Annotated in this window: 15 protein-coding genes, 5 tRNA genes and 1 pseudogene; 10 read left to right on the top strand and 11 right to left on the bottom strand. The window is 69.4% G+C overall.

The window, feature by feature from the left end; translation table 11 throughout:
- Positions 1-6 precede the first annotated feature (6 nt).
- Positions 7-1,839 carry a DEAD/DEAH box helicase gene (locus OG490_RS07400; RefSeq protein WP_330295479.1) on the bottom strand — a complete coding sequence of 611 codons (1,833 nt, stop codon included), beginning with the start codon at positions 1,837-1,839 and terminating at the stop codon, positions 7-9.
- Positions 1,839-3,203 (bottom strand): ParB/RepB/Spo0J family partition protein, encoded by a 1,365-nt coding sequence (locus tag OG490_RS07395; protein ID WP_330295478.1) that lies wholly within the window; start codon positions 3,201-3,203, stop codon positions 1,839-1,841. Before OG490_RS07395 ends, OG490_RS07400 begins: the two co-directional genes overlap by 1 nt.
- A gap of 121 nt (positions 3,204-3,324) precedes the next feature.
- Here OG490_RS07395 and OG490_RS07390 point away from each other — a divergent pair, with 121 nt between their 5' ends.
- Both OG490_RS07390 and OG490_RS07385 read left to right on the top strand, forming a co-directional pair.
- Positions 3,325-4,062, top strand: a complete 738-nt coding sequence (locus OG490_RS07390) for a hypothetical protein (RefSeq protein ID WP_330295477.1) — start codon at positions 3,325-3,327, stop codon at positions 4,060-4,062.
- Between the two features lie 237 nt (positions 4,063-4,299).
- Positions 4,300-5,658, top strand: a complete 1,359-nt coding sequence (locus tag OG490_RS07385) for a DNA cytosine methyltransferase (RefSeq protein WP_330295476.1) — start codon at positions 4,300-4,302, stop codon at positions 5,656-5,658.
- 33 nt (positions 5,659-5,691) lie between these two features.
- Here OG490_RS07385 and OG490_RS07380 read toward each other — a convergent pair whose 3' ends face one another.
- A complete protein-coding gene (locus OG490_RS07380) occupies positions 5,692-6,279 on the bottom strand; it encodes a hypothetical protein (protein WP_330295475.1) in 588 nt (195 codons plus the stop codon).
- A gap of 98 nt (positions 6,280-6,377) precedes the next feature.
- Complete coding sequence (locus OG490_RS07375) at positions 6,378-7,853, bottom strand: PIN-like domain-containing protein (protein WP_330295474.1); 1,476 nt, start codon at positions 7,851-7,853, stop codon at positions 6,378-6,380.
- A gap of 160 nt (positions 7,854-8,013) precedes the next feature.
- Between OG490_RS07375 and OG490_RS07370 the strand changes: the two are divergent.
- A pseudogene (locus OG490_RS07370) lies at positions 8,014-8,385 on the top strand (TrmH family RNA methyltransferase); the annotation flags it as partial.
- 18 nt (positions 8,386-8,403) lie between these two features.
- On the opposite strand, the gene OG490_RS07365 reads toward OG490_RS07370, so the two are convergent.
- A complete protein-coding gene (locus tag OG490_RS07365; protein WP_330295473.1) occupies positions 8,404-9,630 on the bottom strand; it encodes a serine/threonine-protein kinase in 1,227 nt (408 codons plus the stop codon).
- Between the two features lie 552 nt (positions 9,631-10,182).
- Here OG490_RS07365 and OG490_RS07360 point away from each other — a divergent pair.
- The 4 genes from OG490_RS07360 to OG490_RS07345 all read left to right on the top strand — a co-directional run bounded on the left by OG490_RS07360 (position 10,183) and on the right by OG490_RS07345 (position 12,406).
- Entirely contained in the window at positions 10,183-10,368 is a 186-nt protein-coding gene (locus OG490_RS07360) for a hypothetical protein (protein ID WP_330295472.1), read from the top strand.
- A 268-nt stretch (positions 10,369-10,636) separates the two neighbouring features.
- The gene (locus OG490_RS07355) at positions 10,637-11,023 is read left to right on the top strand and encodes a hypothetical protein (protein ID WP_330295471.1); all 387 of its coding nucleotides are present in this window, start codon (positions 10,637-10,639) and stop codon (positions 11,021-11,023) included.
- A complete protein-coding gene (locus tag OG490_RS07350) occupies positions 11,020-12,024 on the top strand; it encodes a phosphotransferase (RefSeq protein ID WP_330295470.1) in 1,005 nt (334 codons plus the stop codon). Before OG490_RS07355 ends, OG490_RS07350 begins: the two co-directional genes overlap by 4 nt.
- 64 nt (positions 12,025-12,088) lie before the next feature.
- Positions 12,089-12,406, top strand: coding sequence for a TFIIB-type zinc ribbon-containing protein (locus OG490_RS07345; RefSeq protein WP_330295469.1), 318 nt, complete (start codon positions 12,089-12,091; stop codon positions 12,404-12,406).
- A 136-nt stretch (positions 12,407-12,542) separates the two neighbouring features.
- Here OG490_RS07345 and OG490_RS07340 read toward each other — a convergent pair.
- From OG490_RS07340 to OG490_RS07320, 5 genes are all read right to left on the bottom strand, one after another.
- Positions 12,543-12,617, bottom strand: a tRNA-Val gene (locus OG490_RS07340).
- Between the two features lie 40 nt (positions 12,618-12,657).
- A tRNA-Val gene (locus OG490_RS07335) sits at positions 12,658-12,729 on the bottom strand.
- A gap of 19 nt (positions 12,730-12,748) precedes the next feature.
- Positions 12,749-12,820 (bottom strand) — tRNA-Val (locus OG490_RS07330).
- Between the two features lies 1 nt (position 12,821).
- Positions 12,822-12,895, bottom strand: a tRNA-Cys gene (locus OG490_RS07325).
- A gap of 46 nt (positions 12,896-12,941) precedes the next feature.
- Positions 12,942-13,014 (bottom strand) — tRNA-Gly (locus tag OG490_RS07320).
- Between the two features lie 180 nt (positions 13,015-13,194).
- Here OG490_RS07320 and OG490_RS07315 point away from each other — a divergent pair.
- The 3 genes from OG490_RS07315 (at position 13,195) to OG490_RS07305 (ending at position 16,073) form a co-directional block, all read left to right on the top strand.
- Positions 13,195-14,271, top strand: a complete 1,077-nt coding sequence (locus OG490_RS07315) for a chorismate-binding protein (protein WP_330295468.1) — start codon at positions 13,195-13,197, stop codon at positions 14,269-14,271.
- 93 nt (positions 14,272-14,364) lie between these two features.
- Positions 14,365-15,192: an aminotransferase class IV gene (locus OG490_RS07310; RefSeq protein ID WP_330295467.1), complete on the top strand. Its 828-nt coding sequence runs from the start codon at positions 14,365-14,367 to the stop codon at positions 15,190-15,192.
- 56 nt (positions 15,193-15,248) lie between these two features.
- Entirely contained in the window at positions 15,249-16,073 is an 825-nt protein-coding gene (locus OG490_RS07305; RefSeq protein WP_330295466.1) for a GNAT family N-acetyltransferase, read from the top strand.
- A gap of 13 nt (positions 16,074-16,086) precedes the next feature.
- Here the strand turns inward: OG490_RS07305 and OG490_RS07300 are convergent, their stop codons facing one another.
- Entirely contained in the window at positions 16,087-16,581 is a 495-nt protein-coding gene (locus tag OG490_RS07300; RefSeq protein ID WP_330295465.1) for a DsbA family protein, read from the bottom strand.
- Positions 16,582-16,719: the final 138 nt, after the last annotated feature.

Raw genomic sequence — 16,719 nt, 5'->3', positions numbered from 1 at the left:
ACAGGATTAGGCGGAACGGGCACGGAGGTGGCCCATCAGTGCCTGGAGGTCCCTCTGGTCGAGACCGCCGCCGACGGCAGGCTCCTCGTCGAGGTCTGCGAGCTCTTGGACGGCGGAGTCGTCGAGGATGCGCCCCATGAAGAGCAGCTTGTCGCTCAGCCGCTGATCGACGACCTCGTCGATGCTCCCTTCGGCGGCGAGCACGGTGATGCGGGTCTCCGTCTCGGGCGCGAGACCGAGCCGGTGGATTCGGTCCAGGCTCTGCAGGAAGCGCCCGGCCGCGAAGTCGCGGTCGACGTACACCGCGTCGTGGCAGTCATGGTGCAGGCTGATGCCCTCACCGAGGGTAGCCGGGTTGGAGAGCAGCACCATGCAGTCCGGGTCCTTCCGGAAGCGCTCGATCTCTGCTCCGCGGTCCTCCGTGCCTCCGTGGACCATCGCCGGCCGGAACTCCCTGAGGACCCGCTCCAGGGTGTTCAGGCTGCGGATGAACGTGGACCACACCAAGGTCTTGCGGCCCCGGGCCGCGTTCTCCGCGACGATGGCCAGGACTTCGCGGTACTTCGGCGACATCTCGTAACTGGGGAGGTCCCGCATCAGGTCGAAGAGCGGGCTCCCTTCAGGGACTGCCAAGGGCGGGACCTGGTACGTCAGCGGTTCGTACCGTGTAGTGCCGACAGCGAGCAGGGCAGGGCTGGTGGCCGCCATGAGCATATAGACGATGATCTTGCCGAGGGCCTGGAAGTCGCCTTCAGATCCGGCAGCCCGTGCCGAGAACCGGCCGACCAGGGCTTCGTACACCTCCTGGTGCAGCGGGGGCATCGGCAGTATCCGGAGAGTCGTCTTCACCGGGGGCAGCCCCAGTTCGCTCTTGGTGGTGCGGGTGAACAGCGGACGCAGGACCTGGCTCGCCTTGGCGAGGTCGCCGCCGGCCACGGCCTGCGTCACTTTCTGGCGGCCGTGCCCGGGCCACACGAAACCGAACAGGTTCTCGATGTCCTTGACGCCGTTCGGAGCCGGTGTGCCGGTCAGGATCAACCGGTGGCGGGCCCGCGGACCCAGGGCCAGGCAGGCTGCCCCGTACGTCCCCTCCGCGCCGAGCTTCATCCGGTGCGCCTCATCGAGGAGGACCATGGAAGGACGTGCGGTCAGCCACTGGCCGAGCTCGTCGACGGACGGGCTGAGGCGTTCGTAATTCACGATGAGCACGTCCGCAGCCGGGTCGACGTCCCGGGACAGGACTTCCATGCGCAATGGCTCGCTGAGGCATTGCGCATTCTCGTCCTGCCACGACTCGTAACAGGATTTCGGACCGACGACCAGCAGGCGCTCGATGCCCTTGGTTCGGCGCAGTGCCTGGAACACAGCGAGCCCGACGCGCGTCTTACCGGCGCCGGGGACGGAGAAGTTGGCACCGTGGCGCAGTGAGAGGAGCTTGGCGATGTCCCGGCGCTGGAAAGACGTGAGGTCTGCAGTCCAGCCAGGACCGAGCAGCCCGTCGACCTCGTCCTCCTGTACTTCACCGGCGCCTCCGGATACCGGGTCGAGGCGTTCGGCCACAGTCTGGGCGTCCGCGGCGGAATCCGTTGCAAGGGCTGCCAGTTGGCTGTCCCATGAGACGCTCGTCTGCGCAGGCCATGTCGTAAGCGCCACGAGGTTCGTGAGCAAGTCGTCGATGTCTACATCCATGCTCCCGGGGGAGCGCTGCACACTGGTGCGGAAGCGCAGGGCGAGGCGGCGCAGGTCGCCCTCGTGCCCGGAGCCGGCCCGCAACCGGGCTTTCGTCACGCTGTCGCCGAAGCCGATCTCCAGGCTCGGTACAGCTGCAGACCCCGTCATCAGTTTTCCCGGGTAGCGTTGAGCAGCCACTCGACGCCGTCACCCGGCGAGCTGAACGTACGGCCCGCCTGCTTGGCCAGGCGCGCGAGGCTCGCGCGGAGGGTGAGCAGGGCGTCGTCGAAAGCGTCTTCGTCGAGTGCGCGCTTCGACTTCGCCTCGGCGAACTCCGACGCGCACTGGTTCACATAGTCGGCAGCGTCCGTCAGACGCTCCGGTACCGCGATCTTCCGCTTCTGCAGCTGGGCATTCTGGCCGGCCATCTTGACGGCGACGTCGAACGTGCCGCGGGCCGCCTTGATCTTTGCAGCGGCCTGCGTCACCTCCGCGGGCGTGAGCTTGTCGCCAGCGAGAGTCGCAGCCTTGGCCTGCAGCAGGCTGTCGGTGAGGGCCCGGGTCGTCTTCACCGCAGCGGTAGCGTCCGGGACCGCGACGCCCGGCAGGCCGGGGATGGACACTGCGGCGGATGCCTGCGCGGCAGGGCGCAGGTCGTCCGGCAGCCGCTCGTCGAGGAAGCGGGTGTGGAAATCGGCCTCAGCGAGTCGGACCGAGGTCTTCGGATAGTTCAGGATGACCATCGCGAGCCGGGACTCCTTCAGCTGCTCGGCTGCATCCGGGTCCGTCTTCGCGAGCTTCGTGCAATCGCGCTGCAGCTCGCGGAGCTTCTCCTGGTGGTCTTCGAAGTCGACCAGCCGCAGCCCGACGCCGCTGACTGGGCCCTTGCTGCGTTCGATGGCGTCGTTGACCAGCTCGTAGACCCACCGGTCCTGGCGGAGCGTAGTGGTCTTGATGTTGAAGTCCCTTGCTACGTCTTCCACGCGGCGCCCGTTCGCCAGTTCCTCCTCGATCGCGATCAGGCGGTTGATGTAGGAGTACTCGCGCCGCTTGTCCTTCCGCAGCTGGAGGGCGAGCTCGACGCTGTTGATGTCACCCCGCGAAGTATCCGCAGGCAGCACACCCACGCGGATGTCCTTGATTCCGAGTTTGCGAAGGGCCGCGCAGCGGGTGTTCCCGTCGACAAGGATGCCGTCGGGGCTGATGATGCCGGGTTCCTTCTGCCCGAAATCGTCGAGCTCGTCCTGCAGTGCGGTGAAGTCAGGGTCGGTCTGGTTCGGATTCGAGGGGCTGCGGCTGAGGAGGTGGGCGAGGTAGTCCTGGGCGGTCTCGCTCCAGGGCTGCTCTTCCAGCACCTGGTTCTGGTCGGGGTCCAGCGTGCGCTGTGCGCGGATGCGGTGGGTGTCGGGGTTGAAGTAGAGGAGGTCTACCGGCATGGAGATCACGCTCAGGTGCTTCTGCTCACCGCGCCACTCCACTGTGATCTTGGCACCGTTGTCGGCCATGGCCTGCTTGAGCCGTTCCTCGACCATGGACCGGATCCGCTCGCCCTCGGGCGGAACACCGAACTTCGCAGCCATAGCCAGAACCTCTCCTAGGTAACAGTCGCTCACTCGTCAGGAATAATGGCAGGAGCTGCTGACAACCGGTCTGGTGATCACCCAGACTCGGTCATCTGAGGACCCGAAGAACGGAGCAGAGGTGCCCCTCCCCGCTTGGAACGACCCGGAACTCAAGGGCGGAACCATGATCAGGGGCGCGCTGTGGCTCGTCCAGGAGATTGGTGAAGGCAACACCTTCACCAAGGAGCAGCTCCGCTACGCGTTCCCCGGCATCGCCCAGGCAGACCGCCGCCTCCGCGACCTCCGGGCCTTCAAATGGGTCATCCTCACGAACACCGAGGACGCCTCGCTCATGGCTGAGGACCAGCGGTTCGTAGAAGCCGGGGTCCCGGTGTGGGATCCGGTCGCCCGCCGAGCGGCTGCACCGCAGAAGGCAATCACGGCCAAGCAGGTGCAGGCCGTGCTCGCAGGCGACGGTTACATGTGCACGGTGTGCGGTATCGGCGGAGCAGAGCCGTACATGGACGACTCGAACCAGACGGCAGTCCTATCGGTTACCCGGCGCCCCACGATCCTTCCAGACGGCCGGGAGGAGACGCTCCTGGTCACGGAATGCAAGCGCTGCCGGGCTGGAGGTGACGGCCAGGCTGCACGTGCTGACGAGGTTGTCGCCGAGATGAAGAACCTCGACCCGGCTGACCAGCGGCGGCTGGCGCGCTGGGCAGAGCGGGGCCGCCGGGGATCGACACCGCTTGAGCGGGCTTGGAACGCCTACCGCCGCCTCCCTGGGGATGCCCGACCGGAAGTCCTGAGGGTGCTGGACGTCTGACCAGCGCCGGCAGCGCTCCCCATGCGGATGTCCATGATGGAAGCTGTCAGTGGCGCCGCGTAGACTTCACTCCTTGTCCGGCTTGCAGTGGCGAAGAGCCACCGCTCTACCGCCACCTGCGACTATGGTGCTGCCGCGGGGCCTGTGCTGCCGGATGCGTGTGTGTTTATTTAGGCGGTCGCAGCAGCACCGCCGGTTCTGCGCTGGGGAGCCTGGCGTGCCTGGAGGGAGATCGCTATGTCGGCTATCGAGCATGGAAAGCCGCTTGAGGTCGTCGAGATCTGTGCGGGCGCGGGCGGCCAGTCCCTCGGACTGGAGCGGGCAGGCTTCCGCCACCGACTCGCTATCGAACTCGACCACCAGGCTGCCGAGACCCTGCGCTGCAATCTTGTGGAATTCCTCGGATACAGCGAGAAGGAGGCGCAGGACTCCGTCAGGGTCGGCGACGTCGCTGACCCTGCTGTCTGGAATCCGGTCCTCGATGCGGAGAAGGTCGACCTCCTCGCGGGGGGAGTGCCCTGCCCGCCCTTCAGCATCGCAGGGAAGCAGCTGGGCACGAGCGATGAACGTGATCTGTTCGCTTGGGCAATCGAGCTCTGCGGCAAGGTGCAGCCGAAGGCGCTCCTACTGGAGAATGTGCGAGGACTCAGCGCCAACCGCTTCGCCGGTTACCGCCAGCACGTGCTCGACCGGCTCAAAGAGCACGGGTACATCGCAGAGTGGCAGCTCCTCCAGGCGGACGACTTCGGTGTCTCCCAGTTGCGTCCGCGCTTCGTACTGGTTGCGCTCCAGCAGGAGTTCGCTCCCTACTTCGAGTGGCCGGAGCGTCGGCCCGGGAGCGCCATGTCGGTAGGCGAGCTCCTGGTGGACCTCATGTCGGAGAAAGGCTGGAAGGGTGCCCAGGAGTGGGCCGAAGCAGCCACCGGTATCGCGCCCACCATCGTCGGCGGGTCGAAGAAGCACGGCGGCGCCGACCTCGGTCCCACCCGTGCTAAGCGCGCATGGGCAGAAAAGGGCGTGGACGCGATGGGTGTTGCCAATGAGGCGCCCCCTGCCGCCGGGCCGCCTGTCATTGAGGGCCGACCGCGCCCGAAGCTCACCACGGCCATGGTCGCCCGCATCCAGGGTTGGCAGGATGCGGATGCCGAGGGCGACAAGGGGGAGAACGATTTCCGCTGGAGGTTCCACGGCCGGAAGACCAGCGTGTACCGCCAGATCGGGAACGCATTCCCGCCGCCCGTCGCCAAGGCGCTCGGCGTATCGATCAGGAACGCGCTGAACAAGGTCGGCGAGCCCCGCGAGCTCGTGGAGACCGCGGATGTCGTCACCGACCCTGTGTACAAGCTGCTGCGCAGCAGTACGCGGGCCCTGTCAGTCGACCAGATCATCACCAAGCTCGAGGCAGCGGGAACTGCCATGGACCAGCCCGGGGTGGAGCGGCACCTCAACCACTTGAAGCACGACTTCGAGGTGACTACGGTGACGCGTTCCAATGGGGCCGTCGCGTACAGCATCGGCGAGTTCAAGGCATTCGTAGGCCAGGACGACCACCAGCGCCACGACCTCTTCAGCCAGCACCGCTCCAAGATCAGCTGACGGCGCGGGACAGCGCCCTGCGCGGCGGCCAGGTCACGCGTCGAGAGACGCGATCAGCTTCTCCTGCTCTGCCTCAGGCAGGGAGGACTTCTTGATCGTCTTGGCGACGAGGGCTTGTGTCTGCGTAGGATCGAGGTCGAGTGATACCAGCAGGTAGCAGCCGGCTCCGTCACGCTTCACCGAGTCGATGCGGAGGCCTAGTTCGCGGAGTTCGCGTATGCGCCGTTCAGTGTGGATGTCATCCGCGTTGATGGCGCGCAAGACGTCCGTCCCTACCGGCTTGCCCATGTGCTCATGGAGAAGTCCGAACAGGTCCTGGTTGGCGACGGTGTCATAAGGGACGGCCAGGTATTTTGGGGGGATCCGGTCTCCGAACCGCTCCTGCAGGGATTGGCTGACACGCGAGCGCATCTCTGCGAAGGCGGGACGGGACGGCGGCAGGGTGGCGCGAAGCAGTTCCTGCATTGAACGGGCCAGATCCTTCTTCGCCACCAGATAGGCGCCGAAGACCGCGTCGGCAGATTCGTCGTTCTCTTCAAGCAGAGTCGCCAACTGCCCCACAGCGAACTGGGTATTGGGCTTGTGGCGTTTCCAGGAGGCGTACGCTTCCTCGTTCTTCATGGTTCCTCTTCAGTACTGTGCTCGGCAGCAGGGACGGGTGGCTATGCGGGGTGCGACACGCTTGTTCCGGCGGGAGGCATTCGTGGCGGTAATCGGGATCACTCGAAGGCAGGCCGGTTCGCCTCAGCCTGCTGCGCGGCAAGGCTCCGGAGAACCGCGTGGTCGGACTGCGGCAGCTCCTTGAAAAGCCGGAGGAACCAGGATGCGATCCAAGAGGAATCGCGGTGGACCCAGTCCCCGGGCCTGAACACAGTCGCGGGTTCCCACGAGCCGGGCGGGGCCTTGTCTCCCCGGTAAGCAGCAGCGATGTCTATCTTGCATTCAGCTGAGGAAGGCTCGCGCCGCCCCAGCTGCGCAGTAACACCGATCAGCCACCACTGGAAGGTGCGGAAAGACGGCGCCGCCGATTCCAGAGCAGTCCGCGTCCCGGCCGTGGTGAGCTCGACAGAGCGGGATGCTTCGTTGGCGAGGCCTGGAGGCGGTGTCGTATGGGCCGCGTTGTGCACGGTGACAAGGTCGGCCTCCTCCTCTACCAGCAGGTCCTGAACTGAAGAGACGCGTTCGATCTCTTCGTACGTGGTCGCGTTCAGATCGGTGTGGAGGAACTGCTTGATGCCGGCGTAGAACAGTGAGGGGGTCTCGATACGGAGCTCCGCATCGGCCCGCGTCCGCACTTCCTCGAAGAGCATCGGCCAAGGGCGCTGAGTGCCTCCCGCTCCCCTTCTGGTCTCGTACCAGTCCTCCTTCGTGTCGTTGGACACGAAGAGGATGCGGCGGGAGCCGGTTGGAAGGTTCTTTGCATGTTCGACTACCTCCTCCCAGAGGAGGAAGTCGCCTGCGGCCTTCAGCGGGGTGTCTTTGCCGAGGTCCCGGTAGCCCGGAGGGATCTCGTTGGGGAAGCGGAAGCCGACAGCTTCCTCGATCCGCGCTCGCAGCACGGAGTCGTCGGGCTGAGTGCCGATCCGGTCGCCGTACATACGGGCGACGCGGAGGAGGACGGGATCGTCAGCCTCGGCGAGGTCCGCTGGCAGCCCGTGCTGGGACTTCAGCGCATCGAGGTGTTTCTTCAAAGTGGCGCGGTATTCCTGCAGCAGGTTGTTCGCCGCTGAGTCGTTGATGAGCCGTGCCAGTTCCTCGCCCGCGTCGAGCGCCGCTCCGTACTTCGCAAGCTGCTTGCTCACGACGTTGCGGGCCGCAACGACTGACTTCACCGCTTGCATCAGGTGCTGGTTGACCTCCTTCGCAGCGTCGGTGAGAGCGACCTTGCGGGATTCCAATGTGCTCCGCCGTCCGCGTACGAACTCCAAACCCACCTGGTGCGGCATCCAGAGGCGATCCGATACCGACTCCAGCGCTGTGAACACGTCCTCGCGAGCCGACTCGGTGTACTCGTACAGGCTGAGCAGGATGTTCGTATCGAGGACGATGAGACCGTTAGTGAAGAACGGCTCCCGAGTGGCGTCCTCCGCTGAAGGCGCTGGCTGGAGCCAGGACCTGAAGCGCTGGATCAACAGGGGCTCACTCGGGTCCACTTGCTCTCCTTGGAACTCGCCATCACCTGACACGAAGATCATGCTGTCATGAGATCGATCCTGGTGGAGACGAGTACGAGCACCTCGTAGGCTGAATGGATAAGAGCATTAGCCGACCGCGAACCACTCAATCCAGACTCGATCAGCTTTGGTGGGCATCCGAGGTCAGAGGCCAAGTCCCGGGGGAGACCAGCGGGGCACGCTGCTGCTCTCGCCCGACTGCGCGGACCCGCTCTACCGGCGCTCGGTCAAGGTCTCGATGGGTGCGGTGTTCTCCGTGCCCTACGCCCGCCTGGAGGCCTGGCCCAAGAGCCTGGACTCGGTCCGCGAGGCCGGCTTCAAGCTCCTGGCGCTCACCCCGCACCAGAAGGCCTCGCCGATCGACGAGGCCGCCCCGCAGAACCTGGAACGGGTCGCGCTGATGCTGGGCGCGGAGGGGGACGGGCTCTCGACGCAGGCCCTGGTCGCCGCCGACGAATGGGTACGGATCCCGATGGCGCACGGGGTGGACTCGCTGAACGTGGGCGCGGCCGCGGCCGTCGCCTTCTACGCGGTGGCCAGCGGCCGCCCGTAGCCGGGCAGCCCAGACGGCCTAGAGCTTCTGGGCGGCCGCGATGCCCAGCGCGACGATCAGCGTCACCACGACGAAGACGATCAGGCGCTGGCGCATCAGCTTCGGGTCCGGCCGCGAAGGCCGCCGCCCCGTGCCCGTCGTACGAGGCGCCGGGCGGCCGCCCGTGCGCCCGGCGGTGGAGCCGGTGCCCCGCGAGCCGGTGCCCCGCGCCGACGAGGGCCGCGAGTGCGGTCCGCTCTGCGGTCCCTGGCCGCCCTGCCCGCCCTGTCCCTGTCCCTGGGACGGTCCCGGCCCCTGGGGCTGCGGCGTGGGGTGGTCGCCGGTACGGAGCTCCGCGCGCTGGTCGGCGTACCCCTCGGCGAGGCGCCCCGTCGGCCGCTCGGTGCGGGCCCGCTGCACAGGCGGACGGCTCTCGCCCATCCCGTGCGCCTCGCGGGCCGCGATCTCCTTGAGCCGCATGGACAGCTGGAGCGTGGTCGGCCGGTCCTCGGGGTCCTTGGCCAGGCAGGCCCGTACGAGGGGCGCGAGGGCGTCCGGGACGCCCTGGAGGTGCGGTTCCTCGTGCACCACGCGGTAGAGCATGACCTCGGAACTGCCGTGCCCGAAGGGGGAGTCGGCGGTGGCCGCGTAGGCAAGGGTGGCGCCGAGCGAGAAGACGTCCGTGGCCGGGGTGACGGCGGCGCCGCGCACCTGCTCGGGCGCCAGGAACCCGGGGGAGCCGACGGCCGTTCCCACGTGGGTGAGGGTGCTCGCGCCGGTGGCCCAGGCGATCCCGAAGTCGATGATGCGCGGGCCCTTGGGGGACAGAAGAATGTTCGAGGGCTTGAGGTCGCGGTGCACGACCCCCGCCTCGTGCACGGCGACCAGGCCTTCGGAGAGCGCTGCGCCGATGGAGGCGATCTGGGAGGCCGTCAGCGGGCCTTCCTCGGCCACCTTGTCGTGCAGGGAGGGCCCGGGTACGTACTGGGTGGCGAACCAGGGGCGCTCGGCCTCCAGGTCCGCGGCGACCAGGCGCGCGGTGCATCCGCCGCGGATCCGCCGGGCGGCGGACACCTCGCGGGCGAAGCGGGAGCGGAACTCCTGGTCCTCGGCCAGATCGGGCCGGATCACCTTGAGCGCGACGCGCTGTCCGCGCCGGTCGGAGCCCAGGTAGACGACGCCCATGCCGCCGGCGCCGAGGCGCCGGTGCAGCCTGAACGAGCCGACGACACGCGGGTCCTCGCGCCGGAGCCGCATCATCGCCATGTCCACCCCGCTGACCGGTCGTCCTGTTGACGTGCCACAGCTTACGGACCATCCGGCATGCGCGCTCAGAGGCCGCGCCCTCGCCGGGGGATTCGATAGTCAGTACGGGGCAGTCCACTTGAGGGATTCCCGGACCACCGGTCGGACGCATGTACGGAGCGGGGTGCCGCGGCCAAACGGTGCACGGGCCAAGGGAATTGGGGTGACGGGCGGGGTAATCGCGGGGTACGGGACGGGGTGCGGGCCGGACCCGGCCGGGTGATCTTGGGAGTGCCTGGTCGGAGGCGTGGTGTGTGCGGGGAGTGACGGAAGTGAGCGAAGTCACTACCCTCTGGTCATCCCCTCCGGGAAGACCCTCACCCCTGGGGGTCGACCTCCACCCAGGGGAGTACGCCGGAGGGGGGCTCGTCATCCTCCCGGAGGCCCGGCAATGGGTACGAGGGCATGAGGCCAGAGGCCTTCTCCGCGCCTAGTGTTGAAGACAAGCGGCGGGTGGAGCACTCGTCCCCCGAGGTCACAAACCCGCCGCTGCCAATCGACAGGGAGAGGACCATGGCGGACATCGCACGGCAGGGACGCAAGGCATTCGCGTTCAACGGCCATGAGTCCGGCCGTCGCCACCCGCTGGTGGCCGCGGCCATGGTGCTCCCCCTGGCCGCCCTCCTGCTCTTCCTCTTCGGAGGCTTCGACCAGGTGGTGGCGCAGGCGTCGTCCGTAAGCGTGATGCTGGGGCGCTGAGCGGCGCCCCGGGCCCAGGAGAGCGGCCTGGGCCGGGACTGTCACCGGTCGAACCCCGTGGGGACGGGGGAGCGGCCAACGGACGGCAGGTGAAGGGTGTTGCCCGTACGACTGGGGAGTCGGACGGGCAGCACCCTTTTTCATGCCCGCGGACCCGTGCCCACGGTCCGCCCCGCCCCACCCCACCCCTTCGATGTCAGTGGCGCTGCGTACCCTCGTGCCGAGGAGCATCCGCCGGGTGCGGTGGCGGGGACACGGGGGAGTCGTCATGGAGGTGGGGCTGGAGCCGGAGCGGCCGGGCCGGCCGGAGGGCAGCGTCTGGCAGCTCGTGCGCCAAGGGGAGCCGCTCGGCGCGGTCGTCGTGGAATCGGCCGATTTCCCATGGCTCCACGGCCGCTTCGCGCCGGAAGCCGGCTTCGAGCGCGTCCGTTCCTGGTTCGAGGCCGTGCAGACGCTGATGGCCGAAGAGACCGACGACAACCTCTCCGACCACCTCTCCAGCAACCTCTCCGACGAGCGCTTCGGCGAGCGCTTCGACGAGGCGTACGCCCCGATCGCCGAGGAGTTGACCCTCCTCACCCCCGCCGGGCTCCCGACGTCGGGCTTCCTGCTGCACATCGACGGCGCCGAGGCGTGGTTCCGCTGGAGCGAGTGAGCGCGGCCGCGCTGGCGGCGCACGCGGGGGCCGGGCAGTACCAGGTCCTCGCGGACCGGGCCGACGGCACCGTCGTGCGCTGCGGGGAGGTCGTGGTCAAGGCGCACGCGGGGGACGGCGATCCCAGCGCGCTGGGGGTACGGATCCGGATCGCGGGGGACCCGGCGCTGGCCGGGGTCCTGCTGCCACCGCTGCGGACCGGGCTGGGCCAGGTCGACGGACGCCCCGTCTCCCTGTGGCCCTACGGGGCTCCGGTCGACCCGGACCACCCGGAGGACGCCCCCTGGGAGGCGGCCGCCGAACTCCTGGCCGCCCTGCACCGAACCCCCCTCCGCCCCCTCCCGACCCCGATGCCCCCTATGCGCGGCCCCGCCAAACTGGCCCGAGCCCTCCACAGACTCGCCACGGCCTACCCGGACCCGGACCCGGAACGGGCCACCGGCCCGGCCGCGGCCCCCGGAGCCGGGGGCTCGGCGGGGTCTCGCCCGGGTCGGGATCGGGATGCCGTGCGGCTCGTGCGGTCCGTGTGGGCTGCCGCGGGGACGTTGCCCGGTTGGGCCCGGGGGGAAGGGGTGCAGCCGGAGGGTGGGGTGCTGTGTCACGGGGACCTGCACCTCGGGCAGTTGGTGCGGATCGCCGGGCCGGCGGGGTGGCAGTGGCGGCTCATCGACGTCGACGACCTCGGACTCGGAGCCCCGGCCTGGGATCTCGCCCGGCCGGCGGCCTGGTACGCCGCCGGGCTGCTCGATCCGCCGACCTGGCTGCGCTTCCTCGACGCGTACCGCGCCGCCGGTGGCCCCGCCGCCGGTCCGCCCGGCAGTGACCCCTGGCCGGAACTCGACGTCGCCGCCCGCGCGCTCACCGTACAGACGGCCGCACTGGCCCTGGCCAAGGCGGCCCGGGAGGAGCGCCGACTGGACGACGTGGAGCGGCTGATGGTGGAAGCCTGTGTCCGAATTGCGGCTCTCCCGGCCGACTTGGAGCTACTGGCTCCGTCGTAGGGTGAGCTTCACGCCACCGGGTACGCATCCGGTGTCGACCAGACGGCGAGGAGTTGATCCGCTCATGCAGTGTCCGAAGTGTCACGCGATGATGCACACGTACAACCGCAACGGTGTCCAGATAGAGCAGTGCAGCGGCTGCCGCGGCATCTTCCTCGACTACGGCGAGCTCGAGGCGCTGACCCGTCTGGAGTCCCAGTACACGGCCCAGTACGGCCAGGTCCCGCCGCCCGCCGCGCCGCCGGCCCCGGCGCCGTATCCGGCCCAGCACGCCCCCGCGCCCGCCTGGGGAGCCCCGCAGCACGGCGGCTACGGCCATGGCCACGGACACGGTCACGGACACCACAAGGGCGGCTTCGGCCGGATGCTCTTCTCCTCCTGACGGCTGCCGGGGCCCCGCGAACCAACCACCGGGGCCCCACCCCGCCCGTCGTACCGCCCGCGCCGGCAGGCATGCGCGTACACGCACCGCACACGCGAAAGCCCCGGCCGTCGTAACGGCCGGGGCTCCCGGATGCTGGTGCGCGATACTGGGATTGAACCAGTGACCTCTTCCGTGTCAGGGAAGCGCTCTCCCGCTGAGCTAATCGCGCGGGACCACGGTCTGAAACCGCAGGTGGTACGTGTACTGCGTGCGCGATACTGGGATTGAACCAGTGACCTCTTCCGTGTCAGGGAAGCGCTCTCCCGCTGAGCTAATCGCGCGGGGATCCTTGCGGACCAGTGGACGATACTGGGATTGAACCAGTGACCTCTTCCGTGTCAGGGAAGCGCTCTCCCGCTGAGCTAATCGTCCTTGGAGGTGGAGACGGGATTTGAACCCGTGTAGACGGCTTTGCAGGCCGTTGCCTCGCCTCTCGGCCACTCCACCATGGAGCAAGAGCGGGGGTTCTCGGGAAGATGATCCCCCACCACAGAGCGGACGACGAGACTCGAACTCGCGACATCCACCTTGGCAAGGTGGTGCTCTACCAACTGAGCTACGTCCGCAGGTCACCGTGTTCGCTCCGGGGTTTTACCCCTTCGCTCCCTGGCGACGAGTTGAACTCTAGCGGATTCCCGGGCCAGCTCAAAAACGCGTTTCCGCAGCGTGCTGCCGCTCGATCACCACCGGTCACCTGGCGGACGCCTCACCGGCGCCGGCGCGTCACCGGTCATAGACTCGCAGCCGTGCACGACCTGCCTCCCCTCGCCCGCTTCGGCGGCCTTCTCGCGACCGATCTCCGAGATGTCACCCATGACCCCGCCGCCCTGGAGTCCACCGGCTTCTGGGCGGTCGCCGCCGACTTCGAGGGGCGGCTCGTCTGCGCGCGCTTCGGAGACATACGCCCCGACCCGGTACGGGCGCCTGTTCCGGGGGCCTGGACCGGCCCCGACGCGGACCAGTGGACCTCCTCCCTCGACCGTGCCGCGTACATCGCGGGCGTGCGCCGTATCCGCGAGCACATCGAGGCGGGCGAGGTCTACCAGGCCAACCTCTGCCGCGTGATGTCCGCGCCCCTTCCCGAGCCGCCCGGTGCCGGCGGCACGGCCGATGTCGACGCCCTGACCGCGCTGCTCGCGCGCGGCAACCCGGCCCCGTACGCAGGAACGATTCGCCTGCCGGCCCACGGCGTGGAGATCGCCACCGCGTCCCCCGAGCTCTACCTGCGCCGCACCGGCCGCCACATCGAGTCCGGCCCCATCAAGGGCACCGGCCGTACCGCCGCGGACCTGCTGCCCAAGGACCACGCCGAGAACGTGATGATCGTGGACCTCGTACGCAACGACCTCGGCCGGGTGTGCGCCACCGGATCCGTCGCCGTCCCCGAGCTGTGCGCGCTCGAAGAGCACCCGGGCCTGGTCCACCTCGTCTCCACCGTCACCGGAGAGCTCGCCGAGGGAGCCGGCTGGCCCGAGCTGCTGGCCGCCACCTTCCCGCCCGGATCGGTCACCGGCGCCCCCAAATCCTCCGCCCTGCGGATCATCGAGGCCCTGGAGACCGTCCCCCGCGGCCCCTACTGCGGCGGCATCGGCTGGGTGGACGCCGACCGGGGCACCGCCGAGCTCGCCGTCGGCATCCGGACCTTCTGGATCGACCGCGAGACCCCCGGCGGCCCCCGCCTCTGCTTCGGCACCGGCGCCGGGATCACCTGGGGCTCCGACCCCGACCGCGAGTGGGCCGAGACCGAGCTGAAGGCCGCCCGCCTGCTGCGGGTAGCGTCAGGGGAGATCGCGGCGCACGCGAGCGAAACGCAGGCGACTTGAAACGCGCGTGACCGAGACGCATGTGACCGAGACGCGCGTGACCGAGACGCGCGTGACCGAGACGAACGCGAACGAAAGCGGGAGGACCGTACGGTGAGGATCTGGCTCGACGGAGCACTGCGGGACGCCGACGACGCGAAGGTGTCCGTGTTCGACCACGGCCTCACCGTCGGCGACGGGGTCTTCGAGACGCTCAAGGCGGAACACGGCACGACCTTCGCCCTCACCCGCCACCTGGAGCGGCTGACCCGGTCCGCCCGCGGCCTGGGCCTGCCGGACCCCGACCTGGACGAGGTCCGCCGCGCCTGCGCGGCCGTACTGGAGGCCAACCCGGTCCCCCTCGGCCGGCTGCGCGTCACCTACACCGGGGGAGTCTCCCCGCTCGGCTCCGACCGGGGCGAGACCGGCCCGACGCTGATCGTCGCCCTGGCAGGGGCCACCCGCCGCCCCGACACCACCGCCGTGATCACCGTGCCCTGGGTGCGCAACGAGCGCTCCGCCGTGACCGGGCTGAAGACCACCTCGTACGCCGAGAACGTGGTCGCGCTCGCCGCCGCCCACCGGGCCGGAGCCTCCGAGGCCCTCTTCGCCAACACGGTCGGGCGGCTCTGCGAGGGCACCGGCTCCAACGTGTTCCTCGTCCTCGACGGGGAACTGCACACCCCGCCCGTCGCCTCCGGCTGCCTCGGCGGCATCACCCGCGCCCTCGTCGCCGAGTGGTCCGGGGCCAAGGAGACCGACCTGCCCTTCGAGGCGCTGGAGCAGGCCGAGGAGGTCTTCCTGACCTCCTCGCTGCGCGATGTCCAGGCCGTCCTACGGATCGACGGGCGCGAGCTCGGCACCGCCCCCGGCCCCGTCACCGCCGAGGCCATGCGGATCTTCGACGCCCGCTCCGCCGAGGACGCCGACCCCGCGTCCTGACCGGGCCGGGGCAAACTCCCTGTGCTTCGGGCCGCGGGGCGGGTAGAACTCGACTGATGACCACCACCCTGCGGCCGAGCGGGCCGCTTCAGCAGAGCACCGGCGGGGCGCGCTCGCGCCCGTACGAGATCCGCGTCAACAGCAGGCGCGTCGGCGCCCTGCTGCTCGCCGCCGACACCCCCTTCGGGCCGACGGTCGCCGAGATCCGCGACCTCGCCGTCGAGGAGCCCGACCGGCGGCGCGGCCGCGCCACGGTCGCCGCGCTCGCCGCCGAGGAAGTGCTGCGGAGCTGGGGCTGCCGACGGGTCCGCGTCTCGGTCCCCGCCGAATCTGCGGGCGGCCTGCGGATGGCCGACTCCCTCGGGTACGCCGAGTACAGCCGCAACATGGCCAAGGAACTCCCGGCCGAGCCCCCCACCCTGCCCGAGGGGGTCTCCGGCCGCCCGATGACGGAAGCCGAGTTCGAGACCTGGCTCGCCGGAGCGCGGGAGAGCTACGCGCAGAGCTGGATCAGCCGCGGCATGCCGGCGCAGGCCGCGCACGCCAAGTCGGTGGCCGACCACGAATCCCTGCTGCCCGGGGGGCTGGCCACCCGGGGAGTCAGCTTCGGCGTCCTGGAGGCGGCCGGCACGCCCGTCGGCACCGTGTGGGTCGCGCCGAGCGGGGAGGCCTCGTACGTCTTCGACGTCGCGGTGGCCGAGGAGCACCGCGGCCGCGGCTACGGCCGGGGCCTGATGCTCCTCGCCGAACGCACGGCACTCGCCGCCGGCCACAGGGTCCTGGCGCTGCACGTCTTCACCGACAACACCCCGGCCCTGCGGCTCTACGAGTCCCTCGGCTACCGGACGACCGACTTCAACTACGCCAAGGACCTGATCTAGGCCGTTTCTCCCGCTACTCAGCCAGCAGTCGGTCGGTGATCTCCTCGATGCGGGCGCGCAGGCCCTCCTGGCTCTTGCCGCCGTCGAGGCGCTGGCCGTCGATCACGTACGTCGGGGTGCCGGTCACGCCGATCGCCTTGCCCTCGGCCTGGTCGGCGTCCACGATCAGGATGTGCCGGCCGTCGATCAGGGCCGTGTCGAACTCCTCGGCGTCCAGGCCGAGTTCACGCGCCACGTCGACGAGTACGGCCTCGCCGCGCTTGCCGAGCTCCGCGGTGCGGGCGAGCACGGCCTCCACGTACGGCCAGCCCTGCCCCTGCTCGACGGCCTCCTCGGCCGCCTGCGCGGCGGCGAAGGCGTGCTTGTGCTTCTCCAGCGGGAAGTGGCGCAGCCGGATGTCCAGCCGGTCGCCGTAGCGGGCCCGCAGGGCGCGTACGTCGTCCAGGGCGCTGTTGCAGTCCGGGCACTGGAGTTCGCACCAGACATCGAGGATCACGGAATCGGTCATGCGGACAGTCTCCCAGCCCCCGGCCGGGGCGGCCGACCGGGACCTCGGGATGAGGGACGACCCGGAGATGTCCCGGAGATCCGCTCGGGGCGGGCTCCGGACATGGCCGGGACGGTGGTCGCCGGTGCAGGATGGATG

It is taken from the genome of Streptomyces sp. NBC_00503, assembly GCF_036346895.1.
GTDB lineage: Bacteria > Actinomycetota > Actinomycetes > Streptomycetales > Streptomycetaceae > Streptomyces.
This window is presented reverse-complemented; position numbering and strand designations above follow the sequence as displayed.